The 24,139-nt window shown below is 68.1% G+C and carries 23 protein-coding genes; 9 read left to right on the top strand and 14 right to left on the bottom strand.

Features of this window, described 5'->3' with window-relative positions:
* Positions 1–32 precede the first annotated feature (32 nt).
* A complete protein-coding gene (locus Q0C57_RS04865) occupies positions 33–896 on the top strand; it encodes an aldose 1-epimerase family protein (RefSeq protein ID WP_296572861.1) in 864 nt (287 codons plus the stop codon).
* On the opposite strand, the gene Q0C57_RS04860 is transcribed toward Q0C57_RS04865, so the two are convergent.
* The 6 genes from Q0C57_RS04860 to Q0C57_RS04835 form a co-directional block, all read right to left on the bottom strand.
* Positions 883–2,598 carry an ABC transporter ATP-binding protein/permease gene (locus Q0C57_RS04860; RefSeq protein WP_296572858.1) on the bottom strand — a complete coding sequence of 572 codons (1,716 nt, stop codon included), beginning with the start codon at positions 2,596–2,598 and terminating at the stop codon, positions 883–885. The two genes, Q0C57_RS04865 and Q0C57_RS04860, sit on opposite strands and share 14 nt — an antisense overlap.
* A gap of 15 nt (positions 2,599–2,613) precedes the next feature.
* Positions 2,614–3,333 (bottom strand): hypothetical protein, encoded by a 720-nt coding sequence (locus tag Q0C57_RS04855; RefSeq protein WP_296572855.1) that lies wholly within the window; start codon positions 3,331–3,333, stop codon positions 2,614–2,616.
* Between the two features lie 106 nt (positions 3,334–3,439).
* Positions 3,440–5,686, bottom strand: a complete 2,247-nt coding sequence (locus tag Q0C57_RS04850) for a TonB-dependent hemoglobin/transferrin/lactoferrin family receptor (protein ID WP_296572852.1) — start codon at positions 5,684–5,686, stop codon at positions 3,440–3,442.
* A 204-nt stretch (positions 5,687–5,890) separates the two neighbouring features.
* The gene (locus Q0C57_RS04845) at positions 5,891–6,865 is read right to left on the bottom strand and encodes an acyl-CoA dehydrogenase family protein (RefSeq protein WP_296572849.1); all 975 of its coding nucleotides are present in this window, start codon (positions 6,863–6,865) and stop codon (positions 5,891–5,893) included.
* A gap of 7 nt (positions 6,866–6,872) precedes the next feature.
* Positions 6,873–8,033, bottom strand: coding sequence for an acyl-CoA dehydrogenase family protein (locus Q0C57_RS04840; protein WP_296572846.1), 1,161 nt, complete (start codon positions 8,031–8,033; stop codon positions 6,873–6,875).
* A 221-nt stretch (positions 8,034–8,254) separates the two neighbouring features.
* Positions 8,255–9,511 (bottom strand): D-amino acid dehydrogenase, encoded by a 1,257-nt coding sequence (locus Q0C57_RS04835; protein ID WP_296572843.1) that lies wholly within the window; start codon positions 9,509–9,511, stop codon positions 8,255–8,257.
* Between the two features lie 149 nt (positions 9,512–9,660).
* Here Q0C57_RS04835 and Q0C57_RS04830 point away from each other — a divergent pair, with 149 nt between their 5' ends.
* Positions 9,661–10,116, top strand: a complete 456-nt coding sequence (locus tag Q0C57_RS04830; protein WP_296572840.1) for an Lrp/AsnC family transcriptional regulator — start codon at positions 9,661–9,663, stop codon at positions 10,114–10,116.
* A 4-nt stretch (positions 10,117–10,120) separates the two neighbouring features.
* On the opposite strand, the gene Q0C57_RS04825 is transcribed toward Q0C57_RS04830, so the two are convergent.
* The 4 genes from Q0C57_RS04825 to Q0C57_RS04810 form a co-directional block, all read right to left on the bottom strand.
* Positions 10,121–10,474 (bottom strand): DUF2794 domain-containing protein, encoded by a 354-nt coding sequence (locus Q0C57_RS04825; RefSeq protein ID WP_296572837.1) that lies wholly within the window; start codon positions 10,472–10,474, stop codon positions 10,121–10,123.
* Positions 10,475–10,573: 99 nt separating this feature from the next.
* Complete coding sequence (locus Q0C57_RS04820) at positions 10,574–11,149, bottom strand: hypothetical protein (protein ID WP_296572834.1); 576 nt, start codon at positions 11,147–11,149, stop codon at positions 10,574–10,576.
* 39 nt (positions 11,150–11,188) lie between these two features.
* Positions 11,189–12,994 carry an ABC transporter ATP-binding protein/permease gene (locus Q0C57_RS04815; RefSeq protein ID WP_296572832.1) on the bottom strand — a complete coding sequence of 602 codons (1,806 nt, stop codon included), beginning with the start codon at positions 12,992–12,994 and terminating at the stop codon, positions 11,189–11,191.
* A 119-nt stretch (positions 12,995–13,113) separates the two neighbouring features.
* Entirely contained in the window at positions 13,114–14,046 is a 933-nt protein-coding gene (locus Q0C57_RS04810; protein WP_296572827.1) for an AEC family transporter, read from the bottom strand.
* A gap of 73 nt (positions 14,047–14,119) precedes the next feature.
* Between Q0C57_RS04810 and Q0C57_RS04805 the strand changes: the two genes are divergently transcribed.
* The 3 genes from Q0C57_RS04805 to thpR all read left to right on the top strand — a co-directional run bounded on the left by Q0C57_RS04805 (position 14,120) and on the right by thpR (position 16,140).
* Entirely contained in the window at positions 14,120–14,503 is a 384-nt protein-coding gene (locus tag Q0C57_RS04805; protein WP_296572825.1) for a response regulator, read from the top strand.
* Positions 14,504–14,621: 118 nt separating this feature from the next.
* On the top strand, positions 14,622–15,407 hold the full coding sequence (locus Q0C57_RS04800; protein WP_296572821.1) for a glutamine amidotransferase: 786 nt from the start codon (positions 14,622–14,624) through the stop codon (positions 15,405–15,407).
* Positions 15,408–15,600: 193 nt separating this feature from the next.
* Positions 15,601–16,140: an RNA 2',3'-cyclic phosphodiesterase gene (gene thpR / locus Q0C57_RS04795; protein WP_296572818.1), complete on the top strand. Its 540-nt coding sequence runs from the start codon at positions 15,601–15,603 to the stop codon at positions 16,138–16,140.
* A 55-nt stretch (positions 16,141–16,195) separates the two neighbouring features.
* Here the strand turns inward: thpR and Q0C57_RS04790 are convergent, their stop codons facing one another.
* From Q0C57_RS04790 to Q0C57_RS04775, 4 genes are all read right to left on the bottom strand, one after another.
* Entirely contained in the window at positions 16,196–17,854 is a 1,659-nt protein-coding gene (locus tag Q0C57_RS04790; RefSeq protein WP_296572816.1) for a murein L,D-transpeptidase family protein, read from the bottom strand.
* Between the two features lie 246 nt (positions 17,855–18,100).
* The gene (locus tag Q0C57_RS04785) at positions 18,101–19,054 is read right to left on the bottom strand and encodes an acetyl-CoA carboxylase carboxyltransferase subunit alpha (RefSeq protein ID WP_296572814.1); all 954 of its coding nucleotides are present in this window, start codon (positions 19,052–19,054) and stop codon (positions 18,101–18,103) included.
* 124 nt (positions 19,055–19,178) lie between these two features.
* Positions 19,179–20,102 (bottom strand): site-specific tyrosine recombinase XerD, encoded by a 924-nt coding sequence (locus Q0C57_RS04780; protein ID WP_296572812.1) that lies wholly within the window; start codon positions 20,100–20,102, stop codon positions 19,179–19,181.
* Positions 20,103–20,106: 4 nt separating this feature from the next.
* The gene (locus Q0C57_RS04775; protein ID WP_296572810.1) at positions 20,107–20,256 is read right to left on the bottom strand and encodes a histidine kinase; all 150 of its coding nucleotides are present in this window, start codon (positions 20,254–20,256) and stop codon (positions 20,107–20,109) included.
* 177 nt (positions 20,257–20,433) lie between these two features.
* On the opposite strand from Q0C57_RS04775, the gene xth reads away from it, so the two are divergent.
* The 4 genes from xth (at position 20,434) to Q0C57_RS04755 (ending at position 24,130) form a co-directional block, all read left to right on the top strand.
* On the top strand, positions 20,434–21,246 hold the full coding sequence (xth, locus tag Q0C57_RS04770) for an exodeoxyribonuclease III (protein ID WP_296572808.1): 813 nt from the start codon (positions 20,434–20,436) through the stop codon (positions 21,244–21,246).
* A gap of 166 nt (positions 21,247–21,412) precedes the next feature.
* On the top strand, positions 21,413–22,162 hold the full coding sequence (locus Q0C57_RS04765; RefSeq protein WP_296572805.1) for an electron transfer flavoprotein subunit beta/FixA family protein: 750 nt from the start codon (positions 21,413–21,415) through the stop codon (positions 22,160–22,162).
* Positions 22,162–23,097 carry an FAD-binding protein gene (locus Q0C57_RS04760; protein WP_296572802.1) on the top strand — a complete coding sequence of 312 codons (936 nt, stop codon included), beginning with the start codon at positions 22,162–22,164 and terminating at the stop codon, positions 23,095–23,097. The genes Q0C57_RS04765 and Q0C57_RS04760 overlap by 1 nt, the downstream gene beginning before the upstream one ends.
* Before the next feature lie 157 nt (positions 23,098–23,254).
* On the top strand, positions 23,255–24,130 hold the full coding sequence (locus Q0C57_RS04755; protein ID WP_296572800.1) for a 3-hydroxybutyryl-CoA dehydrogenase: 876 nt from the start codon (positions 23,255–23,257) through the stop codon (positions 24,128–24,130).
* Positions 24,131–24,139 lie beyond the last annotated feature (9 nt).

Here is a 24,139-nt window from a genome sequence, read left to right as displayed (position 1 = left end):
CGAATCAGCCAGCTGGCAGACCATGACGGTCGATGATCACCCTCGCGACAGCCGCCCAGCGCGCCACCATCAGCCTCACCGGCGCCGAACTGAAGGCCTGGTCGGTCGGCGGCCATGAGCTCCTCTGGCCGGGCGATCCCGCCTGGTGGAACCAGTCCGCGCCGGTCCTCTTTCCCATCGTCGGCTGGGCCCGGGACGGGCGCATCCGCGTCGACGGTACCGAGCGCCCGATGGGCGTGCACGGCTTTGCCGCCACGCGCCTTTTCCGCTGCTTGGCCGCGGACGAAGCCTCCTGCAGCCTTGAACTGGCCGCGGATGCGGCGACACGGGCGCTCTACCCCTTCGCCTTCCGCCTGACCGTCACCCATGCGCTGACCGACGAGGGCCTGGTCACCACCCTTTCCGTCGCCAATGACGGCAACCGGCCCATGCCCTACGCGATGGGCCTGCATCCCGGCTTCCGCTGGCCGCTGAGCGGGGAGCGCCGCGAAGGCCATGTCATCCTCTTCGCCGAGGCGGAGGGCCCCACCGTACCGGTCATCGCGGCCGGCGGGCTGTTCTCGGATGACCGGCGCCCGGTACCGCTCGACGGCACCCGCCTTGCCCTCGGCGACGCGGTCTTTGCTGCCGAAGCCCTCTGCTTCCTCAAGGCCCGCAGCCGCTCATGGGCCCTGGAGGCTCCGGACGGGGCGCGGCTGACCATGGCGCTCGACGGCTTTCCGCATCTGGCGCTGTGGTCGAAGCCGGGTGCACCCTTTCTCTGCATGGAGGCCTGGACGGGCCATGGCGACCCCGTCGGCTTTGCCGGCGACCTCGCCGACAAGCCGTCGATGCGGCTTCTCGCCCCCGGAGCCTGCGACACCGCCCGGATGCGGCTCGCCTTCACGCCGCGCTGACGCCTGTCTCGACAGTCCGCCCACCGGCGAGGTCGATACGGCGCAGCGGCCCGAGGCCCTGCGGGGCGCGGTGGGCGATCACGAGGAAGGCGGTCTGCGGCAGCGCCGCATGCAGGGCGGCGAAGACCATCGCCTCGGCCTCGTGGTCGAGGGCGCTGGTCGGCTCGTCGAGCACCGCCCAGTCCGGTCGGTGCACCAGCAGCCGCGCCAGCATCAGTCGCTGCCGCTCGCCCCCCGAGAGCCCAACTGCGCCGGCCGCCGCGTCGAGGGTGTCAGGCGCCGCGAGGCGCGCAAGGCCGACCGCCCGCAAGGCCACCTGGATGGCGTCATCGCCGATATCATCGCGATGGGCGGGATAGGCGATGGCGTCGGCAATGCTGCCGAGCGGCAGGTAGCTCTGCTGCGACAGGAACAGGATCGAACCCGGCGGCGTCGCGACCTCGCCCGCGCCATGGAGCCAGAGAGCCGCCACGGCACGCACCAGGGTCGTCTTGCCCCAGCCGGAGGGCCCATTGAGCCATACGACCTCGCCCGGTGCCAGGACGATGTCGGGGATCGCTGCGATGTCACGCCCGTCGGGAGCGCTGAGGCTGAGATTGCGCAATGTCAGCCGGTCGCCCGTATCCCGGGTCCGGATCACGCCGCCGGCCGGGACGGCGGCGGCCTCGCAGGCATCGAGGAAGCCGTCGAGACGCCGGGCCGTCGCAACGAGTTCGGCAAGGTCCCGGTAGGAGAAGATGAACCAGGAGAGGGTGGTCACCACGTTCTGGAAGGCCGAGGCGATCTGCATCAGTCCGCCGAAGGTCAGCCGCCCGGCGAGATAGGCGGGCAGGGCGAGGAAGAGCGGAATGCGCAGCACCGTCTGCATGTAGGGCCGGGTGAAGAGGCCGAGGATGAGCTCGCGGTTCATCAACTGGCGCCAGTTGCCGGCAACCGCGGCGAAGCGCGTATCGAACAGCCGTCGCTCCGCCGGCTCCCCGCGCGCGAAGGCGACGGGCTCGCCGTTCTCACGCAGGCGCGCGAGCGCGAAGCGGAAGTCCGCCTCGGTCTTCTGCTGCGCGACGTTCAGGGCGATGAGCGGCCTGCCGAGCCAATGCGTCACGCCACTGGCGATTGCCACATAGAGCGGCGCCGCCCAGACCATGTAGCGCGGAATGGAGACCTCCATACCGAAGAGGCTGAAGGCCAGCGGAAAGGTCGACAGCGACCACAGGATCGCGCCGTAGGAGACCAGCGCGACGACGTTGGTCATGAGTTCCAGCGCCTCCGTCGTCAGCCGGTAGACGAAGATGCGGCAGTCGTCGGCGATGCGCTGGTCGGGATTGTCGAGCCCGTTCTCCTGCCGCTCCCGCAGGTGCCAATAGGCCTTGCCCCTCAGCCAGGCGTCGAGCGCGGCATCGGTCAGCCCCTGACGCCAGCGGATCTGCAGGAGCTTGCGCAGCCAGCCGGCTGACAGGTTCAGGGCAGCGCTGATGGCCACCAGAACGAAGAACACGCCGATCTGCTGCGTCGCCGCCGGCACATCGAGCTTCTGCAGCGCCGTGAAGAAATCATTCGTCCAGCGGATCAGCCGCACGGTGACGTGCACCCCGGCGAGGCCGAGGGCGAAGATGGTCGCGAACAGGACGATGCCGAACCGGCCGCCGGGCCGCCAGGCGCAGAGGACAGCGAGCCGCCAGATCTGCTTCAGGCTGGTGCGCACAGCGAAACCGCCGGATCACAGGACAGCGGCCGGCCCGGTGAGGGTCAGGCCGAGCGGCAAGCCGCCAGTGTCGAAAGCCTCCAGCCTTGCCGCCCCGTCCGTCTCGACCCGCGCCCAGCGGGCGACGGCGCCCGCCTTCAGGTGCAGGTGGAAGTCGGGCTGGATGATGTTGATGAATCCCATGGCTGGCCTGAGGTCGGCGACCGTCCCCTGCCAGCGCTGGACCAGACCGGGTGCCGCAAGGGCGATGCCGATCGTTCCGGCATGCGCCTTCGCTGCCTGGAGCGGCAGCGCGCCCGGATCGGTGTCGGACACCTCGGTGGACGCCTCGCCGGACGGCGCCTGCCGCTCCTTCTCCGGCAGTGCCAGCCCGGTGGCCAGGCCCGCGACCGCCCCCTCGAAGGGTTCGAGGCCGTCGAGCGCGATCATCGCGAACAGCGTCTCCCCCGCCGCGTTCTGGAACTCGATGCGCGGCATGACGCGGTCCTTCATACGGCCGGACCGGTCCGCCACCAGCCCGGTGACGACGGCGAGGTCGATCCGGGCGTCGTGGGCACCGCCGGCGAGCCGGACATGCCCGTCCTCCAGCAGCACCTCGCTCACTGTCCCGATCCGCTCGTGGGTCGCCCCGTTGGCGGCGGCGGACAGCATGACGCGGCCCATGGCACGGGTCGCCTGGGCGGCCTCCAGGACGGAACAGGCGAGCCGCTGGCGGATCGGCGGGAGGGGGGTCATGGCGGAAATCCTCTGGGGTCCATGGAAGACGGGGGCAGGCGGCCGATCCCGGGAGGGAGATCGGCCGCCTGGCTGCTCCACCGGGGCACCGGCGGGGCTCAGGAGGTCAGAAGTCGATGGTCAGGCTGGTCTTGAAGGTGCGACCGGGGGCAACCTGCAGCTCCAGCGGGTTCTGCTGGGCGACGGCGGTCGTCGGCACGATCGCATAGGTCGTGCCGGTTCCGAGGTTCTGGAAGTAGCGGGCGTCGAGGATGTTCTGCACGCCGGCGCGCAGCGTCACGTTCTCCCGCGGCTTCCAGTTGACGAAGGTGTCGAGGGTGAACCAGCCGCCCGGCTTGTAGAGCGTCGCGGCGCTCGCCCGCGACACCGGCGCGGAGAAGCGCGCCAGGATCTCGCCGTCGAGGTTCCACGCGCGCTTGAACCAGCGCAGGCCGATGACACCATTGAACGGGCTCGCCGCGTCGAAGGCGGTGACAGCCGAGGTCGGTGTCGCCCGCTGGTTGCCGAACTGGTAGGAGAAGCCGGCATTCAGGATCAGGTCGTCGTTGAGGCGATATTCGGCAGAGCCCTCGATGCCCCAGAGCACCACGGAGGACAGGTTCAGCGAGGTGAAGTTGTTGGTCCCCGGCACCTGCTGCAGGCTGGCGATGAAATCCTTGTAGCTCGAGTGGAAGACGCCGAGCGAGAACCAGCCGCGCTCGAAGCGACCACGGAAGCCGGCCTCCCAGGTCCGCGAACTCTCGGGCTTCAGATCAGGGTTGGGGATGAGATTGAACGTGGTGCCGGGCAGCGACATGTAGAGCTGCTGCGCCGTCGGCATCTTGAAGCCCTCGGCATAGCGGGCATAGACCGCGTAGACGTCCGTCAGCTTGAAGATCGTGCCGACCTGCGGAATGAAGCGGCTTGAGTTCAGCTCGCGCGGCGGGGCGACCGGGCTCACCACATAGCCGGCGCCGATGCGCGGGGTGATCCGGTAATTGGCAAGGCGACCGCCCGGCGTGACGGTCCAGCGCCCGTCGAGGAGCTTGATCTCGTCCTGCAGGTAGAAATCGGCGCGCAGCGTCGTCGCATTGGCGAAGTTGAAGCCGCTGGCGATGGTCGTGGTGGAGACGTTGGTGGTCAGGTTCGTCGTCGTGCTCTGGCGGAAATAGTCGGTGCGGGCGATGTCGCCCTGGAAACCGTAGGTCAGCGTGTGGACCGAGGGACCGAGATTGAAGCGCGAGGTGAACTGCACGTCGCCCTGATAGAAGGTCTCGGAATAGTTCAGGATGTCGCGCACGGTCCGCGTCTGCCCGGCATTGGCCGTTCCCGTGGCCCCTGTCTGGGTGCGGGTGCTGTCGAGGTCGCGGCGCTGCGGCGACCAGGTGAGGTTCCAGCGGACAGCGTCGATCCAGCCCCAGCCCGGTGTCCAGGCGTGGGAGAAGGTCAGCCGCTGACGTTGGAGGTCCTGCACACGGGGATAGGTGCCATTCACCCAGCCTGCCGAGGTCAGGCCGAAATCCCACATCTGATGGGTGGTCGTGGTCTTGGTATAGTGCTCGTAGGCGAGGCGGAATTCGTGGTCGTCCAACGGGGTCCAGACCAGCTTGCCAAAGCCGTTCCAGCGGTGGGAGCGGAAGGGATCGGTGATGTTGCAGGGGATGGAGCGGATCGCCGGGCAACCCCAGAGGCCGCCATCGGCGCGCGCGGTGGAGAAGGTCGGCTGCAGCGCCGTCGTGTGGCTGAGCGAGACCAAAGCCTGCAGCACCGGCGTAACCTGTACCCCGGCCATCCCGGTCTTGGCGATGGAGCGGTCGAAACTGTCGAAGCTCGTGTGTAGCCGCACGGCCCATCCCCGTGGATTGCCGCGGATCAGGTCCTGCGGGTCGAGGGTCCGGAAGGCGACCAGGCCGCCGAGGGCATCGGCACCCCAGAGCACCGAGGCCGGGCCACGCATGATCTCCACCGAGCGCATGTAGGGCAGGTCGATGAGGTCGCGGGTGCCGTCGCTGATGCGCTCGATGGTGCGGGCGCCGTCGACGGTGATGGCAACGCGGTTGCCGGTCATGCCGCGCACCGTGAAGCCACCGAGATTCTTCCAGGGATCCACACCCGAGGTGACGCGCTCGACCGAGACGCCGGGCGTGTAGCGCACCACATCCTGGATGTCGCGAACCTGGCGCTCCTCCATCTGCCGGCGGGAGATGACGTCGACAGTCGCCGGCACATCAAGCCTCTGGCGCTCCTCCCGCGTCGCCGTGACGGTGATTTCGTCACCGCCCGAAGCCTCCTGCGCCAGTGCGCCCGCGGCCCCCACCAGCATGGCGACGAGCGAAACCGATGCGCCGAAAGGCGCCAACCCTTTGCGAGACATGAGCCCACACCCCAAACCGACCTGAACAATGGCTGGCTGGCGTGAGACGAAGGCGTTCAGCTGGCTGGCGCGAAAGCCACGCACCGCGAGCGGAGGGGCCGGAACCGTGATTAGTTATGTTGACTTTATCTGTCAACATAACTTCGCCTCATGGCAGATCAATTCCCGCCATGATCGCTACGCGGCGACGGACTCTGGAATCATTCAGAAAAACACGCGTGTCCTGACGAAATCAAGCAGGGTCGCATCAGGCGCAGCAAGCACCGCCCGACCCAGTCGCTCCGCCCAGTAAGGCTCGGAGCCATAGCGCAGCCGGCCGCGGCGCAGGCGATCGGAGAGGAGGTGCAGGTCGAGTTCCTCGGTCATGCCGATGGCGCCATGCACCGCATGGGCGATGGCGGCAACCTCCATGGCTCCCTCGCCGATGGTGACCTTCGCGGCCGCGACGGCTTCCATGCTGCCGGGTGCAGCGGCGGCGAGATGGGCGGCGGCCCGCGCGCCATGGACCAGTTCAGTCATCACGGCGAGTTGCTGCTGCACCGCCTGGAACTTGCCGATGGGCTTGCCGAACTGCGCACGGTCATTGGCATAGCGCAGGGTGGTGGCGCACAGCGCCTCCATCGCCCCGACCATTTCCGCGGTCTCAATCCGGGCGCCGCAGAGCAGTGCGTCGAAGCCGGGGAGCCGCGGGCCGTTGGCGGCGCGCCAGCGCATCCGGCAGAACGTGCCCTCGCCGGTCGCCTCGCGGTGCGCCGCATCGGCAGCCAGCAGGATCGCGCCGTCGCCGTCAGGTACCAGGACCATATCGGCGAATTCCCCTGCCGGAACCTGGGCGACCAGGGCGCCGTCATCCGCGCGGGCCGCGGCGGCGATGGCGATGATCCCCTCCGGGATCGTCTCCCTGGCCGCCGCGATCGCCGTCCGCGCCGCCATGGTGGCGGCCAGCGGCAGGGGCAGGGCATGCCGGCCGGCGGCGAGCAGCACGGGCAGCGTCTCGGCCGCGGAAAGGCCCGCGCCGCCCTGCGCTTCGGCGACAAGGGCGTCGAGAAAGCCGGATTCCGCGAGTTGCATCCATACCGGCGCGGCCGAGGCGCGGTCCTTCAGGCCCCGCACCGCGGCGGGGGTGACGACCTCGGCCATCAGGCGATCGGCGCTATCGGCGATGAGGCTGTCGGTCATGGCAGGCTCACCGCAGGCCGATGCCGCGGGCAATCATGCCGCGCAGGATCTCGCGCGTGCCGCCGCGCAGGGAGAAGGAGGGGGCCATGCTGACCGTATAGGCCAGGGTCCGCAGGAGGGCATCCGGCGGCGATGCGCCGGGATCAGCCGCGATGGCGGCGGCGATCGCCTGCGGGATCATCTGCTCGTAGGTGGTGCCGAGGTCCTTGACCAGGGCGGCATGGACCACCGGGCTGTCTCCCGCGACCAGCCGCGCGGTGACGCTCAGTGACAGGGCCCTGAGCGCGGCGAGATGGGCCGCCAGCCGGCCGACCAGCACGATGTCGTCGCGGCCATGGGCCGGAAGGCTCTTGAGATAGCCGAGCCAGGTATCGACCAGCACCATTGACGAGAGGATGCGTTCCGGACCCGAGCGCTCGAAGGCGAGTTCCGCATTCACCTGCTCCCAGCCGGCGCCCTCCTCGCCGATCAGGGCCTCGGCTGGCATCAGGACGTCGTCAAAAGTCACCTCGGCGAAATGCGCGTCGCCCGACAGGTCGCGGATCGGGCGGATGGCGATGCCCGGCTGCCGGAGGTCGATGATGACCTGCGACAGGCCCTTCTGCCGGTCATCGGGAGTGCCGGAGGTGCGCACGAGTGCGATCATGTAGTGGCAGATCGCCGCATTGCTGGTCCAGATCTTCCGCCCGTTGAGGCGATAGCCACCGCCTGGCAGCGGCTCGGCGCGGGTGCGCACGCTGGCGAGGTCCGAGCCGGAATTCGGCTCGCTCATGCCGATGCAGAAGAAGATCTCCCCGGCCGAAATCTTCGGCAGGTAGAATGCGCGCTGCGCCTCGGTCCCGTAGCGCAGGATCAGGGGTCCGGACTGCCGGTCGGTGATCCAGTGGGCCGCCACCGGGGCCCCGGCGGCGAGCAGTTCCTCGGCGATGACAAAGCGGGCGAAGAAGCCGCGCTCGGCGCCGCCATAGCGCTTCGGCAGGCTGAGGCCGAGCCAGCCGCGCTGGCCGAGCGCCCGGCTGAAGGCCGGGTCCGAACCCATCCACGAGCGCGCCCGGCGTTCGGGCGGCATATCCTCAAGCTGTTTGGCGAGGAAGGCCTTGACCTCAGGGCGCAGGGCCTCGTCCTCGGGCGGGATGGCGGCTGGGGGTAGCGAAGCGAGGCTCGTCACGGCTGAAGCAGATCCTGATCGTCACCCGTCCTCTAGGAACAGGTGCAGCACTGGTCGATGTCATCTCGTCATTTCAATGAATGAAATGGCCTTTCGGGCATCCGAGCAGACCATGCTGCCGAACCGGCGGTCAAGCAAGGCAGCCCGATCTGTTCGGGGGATGGAACAGCCCGTTCGGCCCCTCATGCGTTCCTACGCGGCGCGGAGGCGATTGGTCCTGCTCAGGCAGCATAGCGGCTCATCGCGAAATCGCCGGTGTCAATCTCCGGCCGGCGCGCCGAGAGCATGTCAGCCAGGATGCGGCCCGAACCGCAGGCCATGGTCCAGCCCAAGGTGCCGTGGCCGGTATTGAGGTGCAGGTTGGCGTAGCGCGTCGGACCGATGACCGGCGTGCCGTCCGGCGTCATGGGGCGCAGCCCGGTCCAGAAGGTCGCCTCGCTCAGGTCGCCCCCGTGCGGGAACAGGTCGCCGACCGAATGGGCGAGGGTGGCCCGCGGCCCGTCGCGCAGGGTCATGTCGAAGCCGCCGAGTTCGGCCGTTCCGCCGACGCGGATACGGTCGCCAAGGCGGGTGATGGCCACCTTGTAGGTCTCGTCCATGACGGTCGAGACCGGTGCGGCCGCCGCATCGGTCACGGGCAGGGTCAGCGAATAGCCCTTCACCGGATAGACGGGGATCGAGATGCCGAGCGGCCGCAGCAGGAAAGGCGAGTAGCTGCCGAGCGCCACCACATAGGCATCGCCCGTGATGGTTCCGGCGCTGGTGCGCACGCCCGTCACCTGGCCGGCGTGCGTGGCGATGGCCTCGATCGGCGTCCGGTTCATGAAGGTCACGCCGAGGTCGGCGGCAAGTGCGGCGAGGCGCTGGGTGAACAGGTGGCAGTCCCCCGTCTCGTCGCCGGGAAGCCGCAGCCCTCCGGCGATCCGGTCGCGCCGCAGGCCGAGGCCGGGCTCCGCGGCGACGCACCCGGCCGCATCGAGGACCTCGAAGGGCACGCCGCTGTCGTGCAGCACGGCGATGTCGGCGGCGGCGCCGTCGACCTGGGCCTGGGTCCGGAACAGTTGCAGGGTGCCCTGCTGGCGTTCGTCATAGGCAATGCCGGTTTCGGCACGCAGGGCCTTGAGGACGTCGCGGCTGTATTCGGCCAGGCGCACCATGCGTCCCTTGTTCAGCACATAGCGTGCCGGGGTGCAGTTGCGCAGCATCTGGAGGATCCAGAGCCACATCCGCAGATCGGGGTTGGGGCGAATGACCAGCGGCCCGTGCTTCATCGCGAGCCATTTGATCGCTTTGAGCGGCACGCCGGGTGCGGCCCAGGGGGCGGAATAGCCGGGCGAGATCTCGCCGGCATTGGCGAAGCTGGTCTCCAGGCCGGCGCCGTCCTGCCGGTCGATGACCACGACCTCATGGCCGTCGCGCGCGAGGAAATAGGCGGTGGTGACACCGATGACGCCGCTACCGAGAACGATGACCTTCACAGCAGACCCCTCCCGCCGCGCCGGGAGCCGCTGGCATGCCCAGAAGGATAGACACAACAATCATGTGCATCATTGCAAAATGAGGCATATTCTTGCTTGAAATTGAAAATATTGAAGTAGTCTGGCGTCTTGACGCAAGGATCCGCCACATGGACCTCGACGCCTTTGACCATCGCATCCTGCGCGTGCTGCGGGTCGACGGCCGCATCAGCAATGCGGCGCTGGCGGCCGAGGTCGGCCTGTCGCCGTCGGCCTGCCTGCGGCGGCTGCGGGCCCTGGAGGCGGGGGGCGTCATCCGCGGCTATGCCGCCCTCGTCGACGACCCCACAGAAGCCCTGCCGACGGTCGTCGTCATCCAGATCACGCTCGAGCGGCAGACCGAGGACCACCTCAACCGCTTCGAGGCGGCGGTGAAGCGGTGTCCCGAGGTGCGGGAATGCTACCTGATGGGCGGCGCGGCCGACTATCTCCTGCGGGTCGAAACCGACGGCACCGCCGGCTACGAGCGCATCCACAAGGAGGTGCTGTCGCGCCTGCCGGGCGTGGCACGCATCCATTCGAGCTTTGCGATCCGCACCATCGTCAGGGGACGCGGCACGTCCTGACCGCCTATTGCACCAGCTTGACCGGCTTCTCCAGCACGGCCAGCACGCGCCGCAGATCATGTCCGCGCTTCAGGACGAGGCCGGCCGTGTTGATCACGGCATAGGGGCCCTGCTTCGCCTCGGGGTTCTTCTCGACGCGATAGAGCGGCATTTCCGAAGCACGCCTGAAGATGGCGAAGACCGCCTTGCCCTTGAGGAAATCGATGGCGTAATCACGCCATTCCCCCGCCGCGACCATGCGCCCGTAGAGCTGAAGGATCGCCTGCAATTCGCGACGGTCGAACGAGACCCGGGAGGGGGCGGCGCCGACGTTCAGGGGAACGACGGTGCCGGTCATAAACGGCTCGCTGTCGGACATGAGGCTCCTTCCGGCGCTCCGGCTCGCGTCACGGTCCGGTCATGATCGACCGGGTCGGGGCGATTGGCAAGACGGGGACCGCCGACCGGTCCGGCGGGCTCAGACAGGCTTGGCCGTCCGCTCGAACAGCGGCAGGGTCTTGTACTGGCCCTTGGGCGTCAGGAGCCCCTCCTCCACCATCTTGTCATGCTGGATCTTGGCGATGTCATAGGCATAGGAGCCGGCATAGAAGGCGACGGTCCCGCCCGGTCTGGTCTGGCCGACGAGGAGCTTCACCATCGCATAGTCGGTCAGTCCGCCATAGGCGTCGTTCGCCTCGGTGCGGAACTCGCCCACATGGAACAGGGTGACAATGTCGAACATCGGCAGCAGCCGCGCATCGAGCTGGTAGATATCGCCGAAATAGGCCTTGTAGCCCCAGCCAAGCTCGGGATTCTCGACGATCATCGTCTCGTAGGTGCGGATCTCGCCGGGCGAGGCGGTGATGCCGAGAATGACATTCTTGCGGTCCTTCTCGACATTGTGCAGGCCGAGAATGTGGTGGCCACCGGTGCCGAAATGGAAGATGGCCTTGCCCGAGATCTCGTTCTCGTCGAGCCAGTCACAGAAGTGGACGTCGCAGGGGCATTCCTTGACCCGGAGGTCCCAGAAGTGGTCCCAGATGTGCAGTGACATGGTTTTGGTCCTTGTGACGTCGCGATCGCGGCGATGGGCCTAGGGTGAGGAAGTCGCCACCGCCACCGGCGGCCTGAGGGCGACGGAGGCGAGGTGGGCCCCGTGGTCGCTGCGCGACAGCTGCAGCTTGCGGTCGTGCAGGGCCTCGAGCCCCGGCCGCAGACCGACACTGATCAGCGTCGAATGGTCTAGAGCGGCGACCAGGGTCGCCATCAGCCGCGCCTCGCCACCCTCGTCGAGCGCGCTGGTGGCGCCGTCGAGAATGACGAGGTCGGGACGCTGGACCAGCAGGCGTGCAATGGCGAGGCGCTGGCGTTCGCCGTTGGACAGGGTCTGGTCCCAGCGGTCGACCTCGTCGAGGCGGCGGCTGAGATAGCCGAGCCCCGCCTCGGTCAGTGCCTCGCTGAGGACGGCGTCGTCGACGGCGAGGCTCTGGGCGGGATAGAGCAGCGCGTCGCGCAGCGTCCCGGCGGGCAGATAGGCCCGCTCCGGAACGAAGGCGATGGTGCCGCCGGCCGGCAGGGCGATGGTGCCGGCCCCCCATGGCCACAGGCCAGCAAGCGCGCGCACCAGCGTCGACTTGCCGGTGCCGCTCTCGCCCGAGACCATGACCTTCTCGCCGGCCTCGATCCGGGCATTGGCCTGGTCGATGAGCACGCGCCCCGAACGGTCGGCGATTGTCAGGGCGTCGAGCCGCACCGCGCCGGACGTGGACGGGGTGAGGACGACGCCGCCCTGGCCGCCTTGACGGTTGCGATCGAAATCGCCGTCGATATCGTCGATGGCATTGGTCAGTTCGGTGACGCGCTGCATCGACGCATAGCACTGGGCGAGCGCACGGAAATTGTCGACCAGCCAGGCGATGGCCACCTGGACCTGCAGGAAGGCGCCGGCGAGCTGCGTCACCTGGCCGAGGGTGAATTCGCCCGACAGATATTTCGGCGCCGCCAGCAGCAGCGGCAGGACAGGCACGAAGACGCCGCTGCCGTTGGTCAGCCAGGTGATGTGTCCATGCCGGCGCACGACGCCGAGCCAGCGGCGCACGAGCTCCTGATAGGTGGTGCCGAGGGCCCGACGTTCATCCGCCTCGCCGCGGATCAGCGCGACGCTCTCCGAATTCTCGCGCAGCCGTGTCAGCTCGAAGCGCAGCTTGGCCTCAGCCTCGTTGCGACGGGCCACCGCGCCGGGCAGACGATGGCCGACCCACAGCATCAGGAGCGACATGGAGATGCCATATACCAGGGCCGCCAGCACCATATAGCCGGGGATCCACAGCGTTGCGCCGCCGACCTGGACCGTCAGCGCCCCGCCCACCACCCAGAGGACGCCGACAAAGGTGAGGGCCGAGACGATGGAGGAGAGCAGGCCGATGGCGAAGTCGACGATCGGTTCCGTCGCCAGGCGGGTATCGTCGGCGATGCGGTATTCGGGATTGGCCGGCTCGGTCCGCGCCAGGCCCATGCGGTAATAGCGCTGACCGCCGATCCAGCGGTCGATCAGCGACCCGATCAGCCACTCGCGCCAGCGCACTTGCAGCGTCTCGCGCGACAGGACGATGCCGACGCCGATGGCGGCAGCGCAGACCACGAGGCCGAAGAAGACGATGACAGCCCAGAACACCGTCTGGGTGTCGGTATTCTCGAGGGCGTCAAAGAACCGGCGGTTCCAGGTATTGACTGCGAAATTGATGCCGACATTGACGATCAGGCAGGCGGCCAGCGCCGCCGTCAGGAACCAGGCCCGACGCGCCGTCGCTCCCGTCCACCAGCCCGCGGCGAGGACGAAGAAGTCACGGAAGACCTTGCGGTCGAGACCGTCAGCTGCGGAGGCGGGTGTGAGATTCAACGCTGGGGCACCCGCGAACGGCTGAACACGAAATCGTGAGCGTCACAATCCACCATCCGGAGACCTGACGCAATTCCCCCGATTTCGCCTTGCGGCGCATGAACTGGCGATGAACCGTCTCAGCCGATACCGAGCACCCGCAGCCAGACGAGTGACGTCAAAGCCGACAGCAGGGTGGACAGCGCCACCGTCGTCGAGGCGATGCCGACGCCCTGCCCGTAGCGCGCCGCGAACAGATAGGCGTTGATGCCCGCGGGCATGGCGGCGAAGAGCACGACGGTCCCGGTCCAGGACGGCGGCAGCGCGAAGACGTGATGGGCGACGACATAGGCGATGGCGGGATGCACCAGAAGCCGCAACAGGCAGATCATCAGCGCCACCGGCACGTCGGCGCGTACACCATAGGTCTTCAGCGACAGTCCCAGCGCGATGAGGGACAGGGGGATGGTCGTGTTGGCCACCATGTCGAGCATGGTTGCCGCGACGCCGGACGGGCGAATGCCGAGAAACTGGAAAGCGACACCTGCTGCCATGGCGATGATCAGGGGATGGGTTGCCAGCCCCCGGCCGAGCTTGGCGAAAAGCGCGCCGCCGGTGGCAGCCCGGGTGCCCTCCAGCATCAGGGTCGCCAGCGTCATGGTGATCGGCAGGTTGACCGCCAGCAGCATGGCAATGGGGAAGGCTGCCTCATCGCCATACGCCTTGAGGATGATCGGGATGCCGATCAGCACGGTATTGGCCTGGCCTGCGGCAAGGCCGGCGATCACTGCATCGCCGCGGGAGCGGCGGAACAGGCCGGCAGCCAGGACCGTCGCGAGGCCCCAGACGAGGGCCATGCCGGCATAGTAGGCGATCCAATAGCCCCAGGGGAAAACACCGGGAAAGACGGCGGCGGTGAGCAGCTTGAACATCAGCGCCGGAGCACCGATGACGAAGAGATAGGACGTCAGGCCTTCATTGGCCCGCTCGCCGATCAGCCCGGCCAGGGCCGCCGCGTAGCCGAGGGCGACGAGCCCGAAGACCGGGGCGACGAGCAGCAGGAGTTCGACCATGGGGATGCGCAACTCCCTGAACGGAAACCGCGCAATAAACCATTTCTTCGTCATTCGGCGTTAGGGCTGTCGCATGCCCGCCATGCCCGCCGGAAAAGCCGCGACCGCCGCGAGGGGACCGTCCCTGAAGGTTCTGATCGCCGATGACCATGCCTTCTCGCGCGAGGTCGTGGCACGCATTGCCAGCGCGCTCGGGCATCAGGTGACCTCGGTCGAAGGCGGTCATGCCGCCCTTGAAGCGGCCGCCGCCAACCATTTCGATGTCGCCGTCATCGACCGCCGGATGCCCGACATGGACGGCACCGCCGTCGCCCTGGCGATGCGGGCCCATCCCCGCCATCCCCGCCTCGTGGCGCTCTCCGGCGACGATCCTGCCGACATGCTGCCCGGCCTTTTCGACATCGTGCTGCAGAAACCTGTCGAGGCCGCTGTCCTGGCCCGGGCGCTGGCAGGCTGAGCGTCCCTCTGTGACAGTTGTGCAACGCACATCTGCCATTTGTTCAGCCATCTTTAAGCAAGCCCATCATTTCATCACACTGACGGCCGTTGATCAGGCCCCGAGGTGATTCCGCGCCATGTCCGTGCGTCCCCTGTTGCGACCCGACGCGACGATTTCCGGACCGCTGGTGCCGGTCGTGCAGAAACGGTCGGTGTCCCGCGCCGGTCGACCGAAGGACATCCTCATCGTCCTGCACCAGGAGCATTCGACGCCCGGCCGGGTCGGCCGCCTGCTTGAGGAGCGCGGCTTTCGCCTCGACATCCGCCGGCCGCGTTTCGGCGACCCGCTGCCGACCGACACGCGCAGTCTCGCCGGCGCCGTCATCTTCGGCGGTCCGATGAGCGCCAATGACCCCGACGACTTCATCAAGGCCGAGACCGACTGGATCGGCGTCGCGCTGAAGGATGAGTTGCCCTTTCTCGGCATCTGCCTCGGCGCGCAGATGCTGGCACGCCATCTCGGCGCCAAGGTCGCCTTCCACCCCGAGGGCCAGGTCGAGGTCGGCTATTATCCGCTCCACGCCACCGAGGCAGCGCAACGGGAACTGCCCTGGCCGGACCATGTCTACCAGTGGCACCGCGAGGGCTTCGACGTGCCGGCGGGCGCCGAACTGCTCGCCACCGGCGACTGCTTCGCCAACCAGGCGATCCGGGTCGGCAAGGCGGCCTATGGCATCCAGTTCCACCCCGAGGTGACGCACTGGATGATGAACCGCTGGACGACGCGGGCGCATGAGCGGATGGCATCCCCCAATGCCCGCCCCCGGCAGGACCATTTCGACGGGCGCTATCTCCATGACCCGGGCGTGCGACTCTGGCTCGACGCTTTCCTGGATCACTGGACGGCGCTGAAGGTCGCCTGATCGATCGGCGCCATGACCGCGTCATGGTCATGACATCGAGCGGGACGAGCGTCACACTCGACGGGTCCCGCAGCCGATTCGCCGGGGGCCGCGTCGCCGGACGGTTTCGCCGGGGGCGCGCCCGCGGCGGCGGTCGGGAACGAAGGGTTGCGCCGCCCGCAAGGGCGGCGACGTGCAGCGCAGGGAGGTCGCCATGCCCCGCATCTTCACCGGTCTCGAGGTTCCCGAGGCCTTGCGCGAGGATCTGGCGAGTTTGCGCGGCGGCCTGATGAGCGCCCGGTGGATAGAACCGGAGGACTATCACCTCACCCTGCGCTTCGTCGGCGACGTCGATGAGCGCACCGCCAACGAGATCGCCGATCTGCTCTATGCCGTGCGCAAGCGCTCCATCGAGGTGACGCTGACCGGGCTCGGCGCCTTCGGCGGTGACCGTCCGCGCTCCATCTTTGTCGCGGTCCGGCAGACCCAGCCGCTGATGGAACTGCAGGCCGAGCACGAGCGCATCATGCGCCGCGTCGGCCTGTCGCCCGAACCGCGGAAATTCGTGCCCCACATCACGCTGGCGCGCCTCGGTCGCGACGCCACCGCCCGCACCGTGGCCGACTGGCTGGCGCTGCGCGGCCTGTTCATGAGCCGCACCTTCATCGTGCCGAGCTTCGCGCTCTTCTCGTCGAAGGAATCCGTCGGTGGCGGCCCCTATCTCGTCGAAGAGACCTATCCGCTGGCGGCGTGACGGGGTAGCCGGCCCGCAGGCCGCCTTGTCATGACTTTGAACAGAAGGAAACCGCTCAGTTGCGGGCGGACCCCTGGTTCGCCACCTGCGGCGCCACCTGCTGCTGGGCCGGCGCAGTCTCGGCATTGCCGCCGCCAAGCGCGCCCATGGCACGCGAAAACCAGTTGCCCTGGGGCTGTGCCGGCTGAGCCACCGGCTGGACGGGAGCGAAGGCAGAGCCCGGCAGCACTTGCGACGCCTCACCGCTGCTCTGCCGCTGGGCGATCGTCGTGCGCATCGGCGAGGGCTGCGGCACCGGCGCGCTCATCATGGTCGTGGCGATGGAGGCTTCCAGGGTCACCGGCGTCGATGTGGCGGCAGCAAGGGCGGGGGCCGCAGCCCCAGCGGCCGGAGCGGGGGCCGGTGCCGCCTCCGCAACGATCGGCGACCGTGCCGAGACCAGCGTCACCGGCTGGCTCTGCTGGCTGGCAAGCGAGAAGTGCGGCTCCGACGAGCCGACGCGGATCTGGCGATGAGCAAAACGGTCCGCGAAGGTGCGATGCGTGCCGCCATCGATGCCGGAGCGAGCCGGGGCGGCCGGCAGCTCACGCGACAGCAGGGCGACCTGCGCCATGTCGCGGGCATGTTTGGCCGCCACCGCCTGGCGGATGGCCGGCGGCACGACATAGGCCGGGCAGCGGCCGGCGGCCTGGAAGCTCGGACGCGGCGCCGACGTGTCGTCGCCGATGGCGGTGAAGCGCGTGCGGATCGACCGCGCGGTGGCCGGTGCCTCGCGCGTCACCGGCGCCATGGTCGTGACCGGCTGGTTCAGCGAGGTCGGCACCGGCGTGCGCGGCGCCGGTACGGTCGTGACGTTGGCGCGCGTCGCGCCGGTGCGGCGGGTACCGGCCCAGGGATCGTTCACGGCGATCATCTCGCGTGTCTCGCCCGTGCCGCCGGCCTGCGCCAGCACCGATTGCGGCGACACGGCATTGAAGACGTAGCGGCGCTCGCAGACGTCGACCTGCGGCTCCAGGCGCGTCACCTCGAAATGATCGTGGCCTTCCTTCAGGTTCTTCCAGAAGGCCATGTTCGGATTGTTGCGGTGGCGGGCCATGTTCCGCGGCGTCATGCGGAAGGGGAAGGCCTGGACCTGGAAGCTCTCCTGGCCGGCCTGCAGCGCCTCGCGGGCCAGCGCATAGACCTCGGCGATGGCCTCGTCCGTCATGGCGTAGCAGCCGCGCGACGAGCAGTCGCCATGCACCATCAGATGCGAGCCGGTCCGGCCGTGCGAGCGATCGAACTGGTTGGGGAAGCCCATGTTGAAGGCGAGGTAGAAGGACGAACGCGGATTCATCAGACCCATATTGACCTGGTAGAAGCCTTCCGGCGATTGCCGGTCTCCCTCCCGCACCTTCGGGCCGAGATCACCCGAATAGTTGCAGATCGGATAGGTCTTGAAATGGGCGAAGCGGCCGGTCGCGTCCCGCTTCCAGACCTCCAGCTCGGCCTCTTCCTTGAAGATCCGCATCAGCACCGGCGAGCTGCGCGTCATGCCCTTGACGTTCAGTTCCTCAAGCACGGCCTGGGCGATCGGCACATTGCCGCGGTTGGGATCATTGCGCGACACGGTCTGGCTCTGGCAGCCGGCGAGCAGGACGGCGCATGCGGCGACGGAAAGCGCCAGCCGCCAGCCGCCGAAACGGTTGGACCGCGAGATTGCCACCTGGGACATACCGGCCGTCTGCTGCAATGCGATGCTCCCGAAACAGGGCGAAAAAGGACCCCTCGAACGGTATCAGCTTGGCGCTGATGATCCTTAACGGACCCTTGAAAACGACCGATAGCGTCAACCTGCGGTTACCGCAACCCGCCGGAAACCACGCCGAAGGTTAATGAAATCCTCAGGCTGGTCACAGGTCGGTGATGGTGCGGCAAGGAACACGGCGGAACCATGGCAGGCAGCTCAGCCGGCCGGTTTTCAGATCGTCCGACCGATGGCGAGGAATTTCTCGCGCCGGAGCCTGCGGACCTCGTCCGGCGGCAGGCCGGCCATGCCCTGCAACGCCGCCTCGATCGCATCGCCCACCCGCGCCACGGCGAGGTCGGGATCACGGTGGGCGCCGCCCAGCGGCTCTGGCACGATCTGGTCGATGACGCCGAACCGCATCAGGTCCTGCGCAGTGATCTTCATGTTGGTGGCGGCTTCCTGCGCCTTGGTCGTGTCGCGCCACAGGATCGAGGCGGCCCCTTCCGGCGAGATCACGCTGTAGATGGCATGTTCCAGCATCATCACCCGGTTGGCTGTAGCGATGGCGATGGCCCCGCCCGACCCACCCTCGCCGATGATGATGGCGATGTTCGGCACGCCGAGGCCGAGGCTGCAATCGGTGGACCGGGCGATGGCCTCGGCCTGGCCGCGTTCCTCGGCGCCGATACCGGGATAGGCACCCGCCGTATCGACCAGCGAAACCACCGGGATGTCGAAGCGCTGGGCCGTCTCCATCAGGCGTACCGCCTTGCGGTAGCCCTCCGGCCGGGCCATGCCGAAATTGTGCCGGATGCGCGTCTCGGTCGTGTCGCCGCGTTCGTGGCCCATGATGCAGAGGCTCTGGCCGCGAAACCGGCCGAACCCGCCGATGATGGCCTCGTCCTCGCCGAAGACGCGGTCACCGGCGAGCGGCGTGAAGTCCTCGACGAGCTTGCCGATATAGTCGAGGGTGTGGGGGCGGCCCGGATGGCGGGCAACCAGCGTCTTCTGCCACGGCGTCAGGGCCTGGTAGAGATCCTTGAGCGCCTGACCGGCCTTCTGCTCGAGGCGCGTCACCTCTTCGGTGATGGAAACCCCGCCGTCACGCGCCGCGACCTCGCGCAGTTCCTCGACCTTGGATTCGAGTTCGGCGATGGGTTTTTCAAAATCGAGGTAGCTGCGCATCGGCAAGGTGCGGCCCAGGACCTGTGAACGGCGACCCTTAGGGGCCGGGGGACGGCCCCTAAGGGCCCGACGAAGCGCGAGCACATGCCTTTCGGGGCAGGGCAAGTCAAGGACGGACCTGTCCCTACCCGTCGTTGCCGAGGGGGTGCAGGTCCCGCACCAGGCTTTTCAGCCGCTCATCCAGCACATGGGTATAGATCTGTGTCGTCGCAATATCGGCATGGCCGAGAAGCTGCTGGACGGCACGCAGATCGGCCCCGTTCTGCAGCAGGTGGCTGGCGAAGGCGTGGCGCAGGACATGAGGTGAGACCTTGGCGGCAGACAGGCCCGCTGCACCGGCCACCCCCTTGAGTTCCCGGCCGACATGCTGGCGCGTCAGATGGCCGCTCTCGCCCGACGAGGGGAAAAGCCATTTCGACGGCCCGAGGCCCGCCATCTCGCGCAGGGCAAGATAGGCGGCCATGGCGTCCTTGGCGGCCCCGTTCAGGGGAACGATCCGTTCCTTGTCGCCCTTGCCGCGCACCACGAGGAAGCGCTGGTCGCGGCGCGCCGCCGTCACCGGCAGCGCGATCAGCTCCGACACCCGCATGCCAGTGGCATAGAGGAGCTCCAGAAGACAGGTGATCCGCGCCGCCCTGAGACGCTCGCCGACTGGTCGCGTCGCGTCCTCCAGCCCTTCGCGGGCGGTGGCGAGCAGGCGGTCGACCTCGCCCAGCGCCAGCGTCTTGGGCAGCGGCCGGCCACGCCGCGGACCCTCGAGCACGGCCGCGGGGTCTTCGCCGCTCAGGCCTTCGCCATAGAGGAAGCGGTGCAACTGGCGAACCGCCGACAGCCGGCGGGCGACGGAGGCCGCCTTCAGGCCGCGCGCCTGGCAATCTGCCAGATAGTCGCGGATCGTCGCGGTAGTGACCGACTTCGGGCTCGCCCCGATGGCGGCGAGGAAACCGGAATAGTCGTCGAGATCGCGGCGATAGGCCTCGAGCGTGTTGCGCGCGGCGCCCCGTTCGGCGGCCATCATGTCGAGAAAGAGGGCGATCTCCCCGGCCATCGCCCTACCGGCGCGGCTGCAGGCGGGCGGGCGGGACCTGCACACTCATCTCCCGCGCCTCCGGTTCCACCAGATAGGCGAGCGCCAGCATGCCCGAGAAGCCGAGGCCGGCGAGCACGATCAGGATCGTCACGAAGCGGAACAGCGTCGGCATGACGGAAGGCGTCCTTGTCCGAATCGGTTTGGACCATCAAAGCTCGTTCCAGGCAAGCCGCAAGCTGGCGGTGGTCCGCAAGGGGCCTCTCCCGCCGCCGTTGCAAACCGTGGACAGGACGGTCCTGCCGCTTCCAGGGAGGACGGCGGCCTTCTATGGTCCGGCCCGCGAGGACCCATGACGCTCAAGATCGCCACCTGGAACATCAACTCCGTCCGCCTCCGCATCGAGACGGTCGCCCGTTTCGTCGCCGAGCACCAGCCCGACGTCCTGTGCCTGCAGGAGACCAAGTGCATCGACGGGCAGTTCCCGCTCGCCGACGTCAAGCGCATGGGCTACGAGCACACCGCCATTCATGGTCAGAAGGGCTATCACGGCGTCGCCGTCTTTTCCCGCTACGGCCTCGCCGACATCGACCGCCGCGCCTTCTGCGGCAAGAATGACGCGCGGCACATCGCCGTCACCCTCGCCGAGGGGCCGGCTGCCGGCACCCGCATCCATAATTTCTATGTTCCGGCCGGCGGTGACGAGCCGGACCCGGCGGTCAACGAGAAATTCGCCCACAAGCTCGGCTTCCTTGAGGAGATGGAGGCCTGGGACGCGCTGAGGGTCGGCGGCGGCTCGGCAAAGACCGTGCTCGTCGGCGACCTCAACATCGCCCCGCTCGAACACGACGTCTGGAGCTCCAAACAGCTCGCCAAGGTCGTCTCCCACACCCCGCTGGAACGCCGCCGCCTGACCGAGGTGGCAACCGCCGGCGGCTGGGTCGACATGATGCGCGCCCTGACCCCCGAACCGCAGAAGCTCTACACCTGGTGGAGCTACCGCTCGCCGGACTGGGACAGTGCCGACAAGGGCCGCCGCCTCGACCATGTCTGGCTGAGCCCCGCTCTCGCCCCCGCCATGCGCGCCGTCGACATCCTGCGCGCCGCACGCGGCTGGGAGCGCCCCTCGGACCACGTGCCGGTGGTCGCGACGCTGGCGATCTGATGCAAGCGGCGGATCGTGTTGCGCTGCATCACCCGAAGGCCCTATGGCGGCGCCGGGGCGGTTTCGTTGACACCCCGCGGGGCCGCTTCTAGGGTGCCGGCCCGGTCGAAATGACTTTCAAATCCGATTATCCGAGCGCGAAATCATCCGCTCGGGGAGGGACGTGATGAAGATCCTTGTGCCCGTCAAACGGGTCGTCGATTACAATGTGAAGATCCGCGTGAAGCCCGACGGCTCCGGGGTCGAACTCGCCAATGTGAAGATGTCGATGAATCCCTTCGACGAGATCGCCGTCGAGGAAGCCATCCGTCTGAAGGAAAAGGGCGCGGCCACCGAAATCGTCGTGGTCTCCATCGGCGCGCAGGGCGCGGCGGAAACGATCCGCACGGCCCTTGCCATGGGCGCCGATCGCGGCATCCACGTGAAGACCGACTCCACCGTCGAGCCGCTCGCCGTCGCCAAGATCCTGAAGGGTGTGGTCGGCGAGGAGGCCCCGGGTCTCGTCATTCTCGGCAAGCAGGCCATCGACGACGACGCCAACCAGACCGGGCAGATGCTCGCCGCCCTCCTCGGCTGGCCACAGGGCACCTTCGCCTCCAGGGTGGAACTGGCCGGCGACACCGTCTCGGTCACCCGCGAGGTCGACGGCGGCCTGCAGACGGTCGCCCTGAAGACGCCCGCCATCGTCACCACCGATCTGCGCCTCAACGAGCCGCGCTACGCCTCGCTGCCCAACATCATGAAGGCGAAGAAGAAGCCGATCGACGAGAAGGCGCCCGACGCCTATGGCGTCGACGTCACCCCCCGCCTCAATGTCCTCAAGACCGCCGAGCCCGGCGGCCGCCAGGCCGGCGTCAAGGTCGGCTCTGTCGCCGAACTCGTCGGCAAGCTCAAGAACGAAGCCGGGGTGCTCTGATGGCCACGCTCCTTCTCGCAGAACACGACAACGCCTCACTGAAGGACCCGACCCTGAAGGCGCTGACCGCCGCCGTCGCGCTCGGCGCGCCGGTCGCCGTGCTCGTCGCCGGCTCGGGCTGCCAGGGTGCGGCGGAAGCCGCGTCCAAGCTGGCCGGCGTCGCCAAGGTGCTGGTCGCCGACGACAAGGCCTATGCGAACCTCCTGGCCGAGCCCACAGCGGCGCTGATCGTCTCGCTCGCCGGCGGCTATGGTGCGCTCGTCGCGCCGTCCACCGCCAACGGCAAGAACATCATGCCGCGCGTTGCTGCCCTTCTCGACGTCATGCAGATCTCCGACATCGTCAAGGTGATCTCGCCCGACACGTTCGAGCGGCCGATCTATGCCGGCAATGCGATCCAGACCGTGCAGTCGACCGATGCCAAGAAGGTCATCACCGTGCGCACCGCCTCCTTCCAGGCGGCCGGCACGGGCGGCAGCGCCCCGATCGAGGCTGTCGCGGCCGTCGCCGATCCCGGCCTGTCGACCTTCGCCGGAGAGGAGATCGCCAAATCGGACCGTCCCGAACTCGGCGCCGCCAAGATCATCATCTCCGGCGGCCGCGCACTCGGCTCCAAGGAGAACTTCGCCAAGGTGATCGAACCCGTCGCCGACCGGCTCGGCGCCGCCATGGGTGCCTCGCGCGCCGCAGTGGATGCCGGCTATGCGCCGAACGACTGGCAGGTTGGCCAGACCGGCAAGGTCGTCGCACCGGATCTCTACATCGCCGTCGGCATTTCGGGCGCTATCCAGCACCTCGCTGGCATGAAGGACTCCAAGGTGATCGTGGCCATCAACAAGGACGAGGAGGCGCCGATCTTCCAGGTGGCCGATTACGGACTCGTCGGCGACCTCTTCACCATCCTGCCCGAGCTTGAGAAAGAGCTCGGCAAATAAGTCGAGACGCGATGCGGGCGGGGAACGACCTCCGCCCGCGTTCTTGTACGCGGTCGGGATGGCGTCGGCGGCAGGACCGTCGTAGAGATGTCCGCCAGTTCGTTTTGATCGCACCGCCGCCCGACGCCTTGCGCCGGGCCGTCCACCGGGTGGAACCATGGAAATTCGCAAGATCGGCGTGATCGGCGCCGGGCAGATGGGCAACGGCATCGCGCATGTGGCGGCTCTCGCCGGCATCGATGTGTCCCTGCACGACATCTCCGAGGACCGCATCAAGTCCGGCCTGGCGACCATCAACGGCAATATGAGCCGCCAGCTGTCGAAGAACCTCATTTCCGAGGAGGAGCGCCAGAACGCCCTGCTGCGCATCGGCGGCGCCCCCAAGGTGGACGACCTCGCCGACTGCGACCTCGTCATCGAGGCCGCCACCGAGAACGAGCAGGTCAAGGTCAAGATCTTCCAGTCCGTCTGCCCGGTCCTGCGTCCGGACGCCATCCTGGCCACCAACACGTCGTCGATTTCGATCACCCGCCTCGCCTCGACCACCGACCGGCCCGAACGCTTCATCGGCATTCACTTCATGAATCCGGTGCCGGTCATGCAGCTGGTCGAACTGATCCGCGGCATCGCCACCGAGGACGAGACCTTCGAGGCCTCCCGCGCGCTCTGCACCAAGCTCGGCAAGACCATCGCCGTGGCCGAAGACTTTCCCGCCTTCATCGTCAACCGCATCCTGCTGCCGATGATCAACGAGGCGATCTACACGCTCTACGAGGGCGTCGGCTCGGTCGAGGCCATCGACACCGCCATGCGGCTCGGTGCCAACCACCCGATGGGGCCCCTGCAGCTTGCCGACTTCATCGGCCTGGACACCTGCCTGTCGGTGATGCAGGTGCTCTACGAGGGGCTCGCCGATTCAAAATACCGCCCCTGCCCGCTTCTGGTCAAATATGTCGAAGCCGGCTGGCTCGGCCGGAAGACGCAGCGCGGCTTCTACGACTATCGCGGCGAGCGACCGGTTCCCACCCGCTGAGCAACGCCG

This window comes from Phreatobacter sp., assembly GCF_022843985.1.
Classification (GTDB): domain Bacteria; phylum Pseudomonadota; class Alphaproteobacteria; order Rhizobiales; family Phreatobacteraceae; genus Phreatobacter.
The sequence above is the reverse complement of the archived record's forward strand: the minus strand, read 5'-3'. Positions and strand labels throughout refer to the sequence as shown.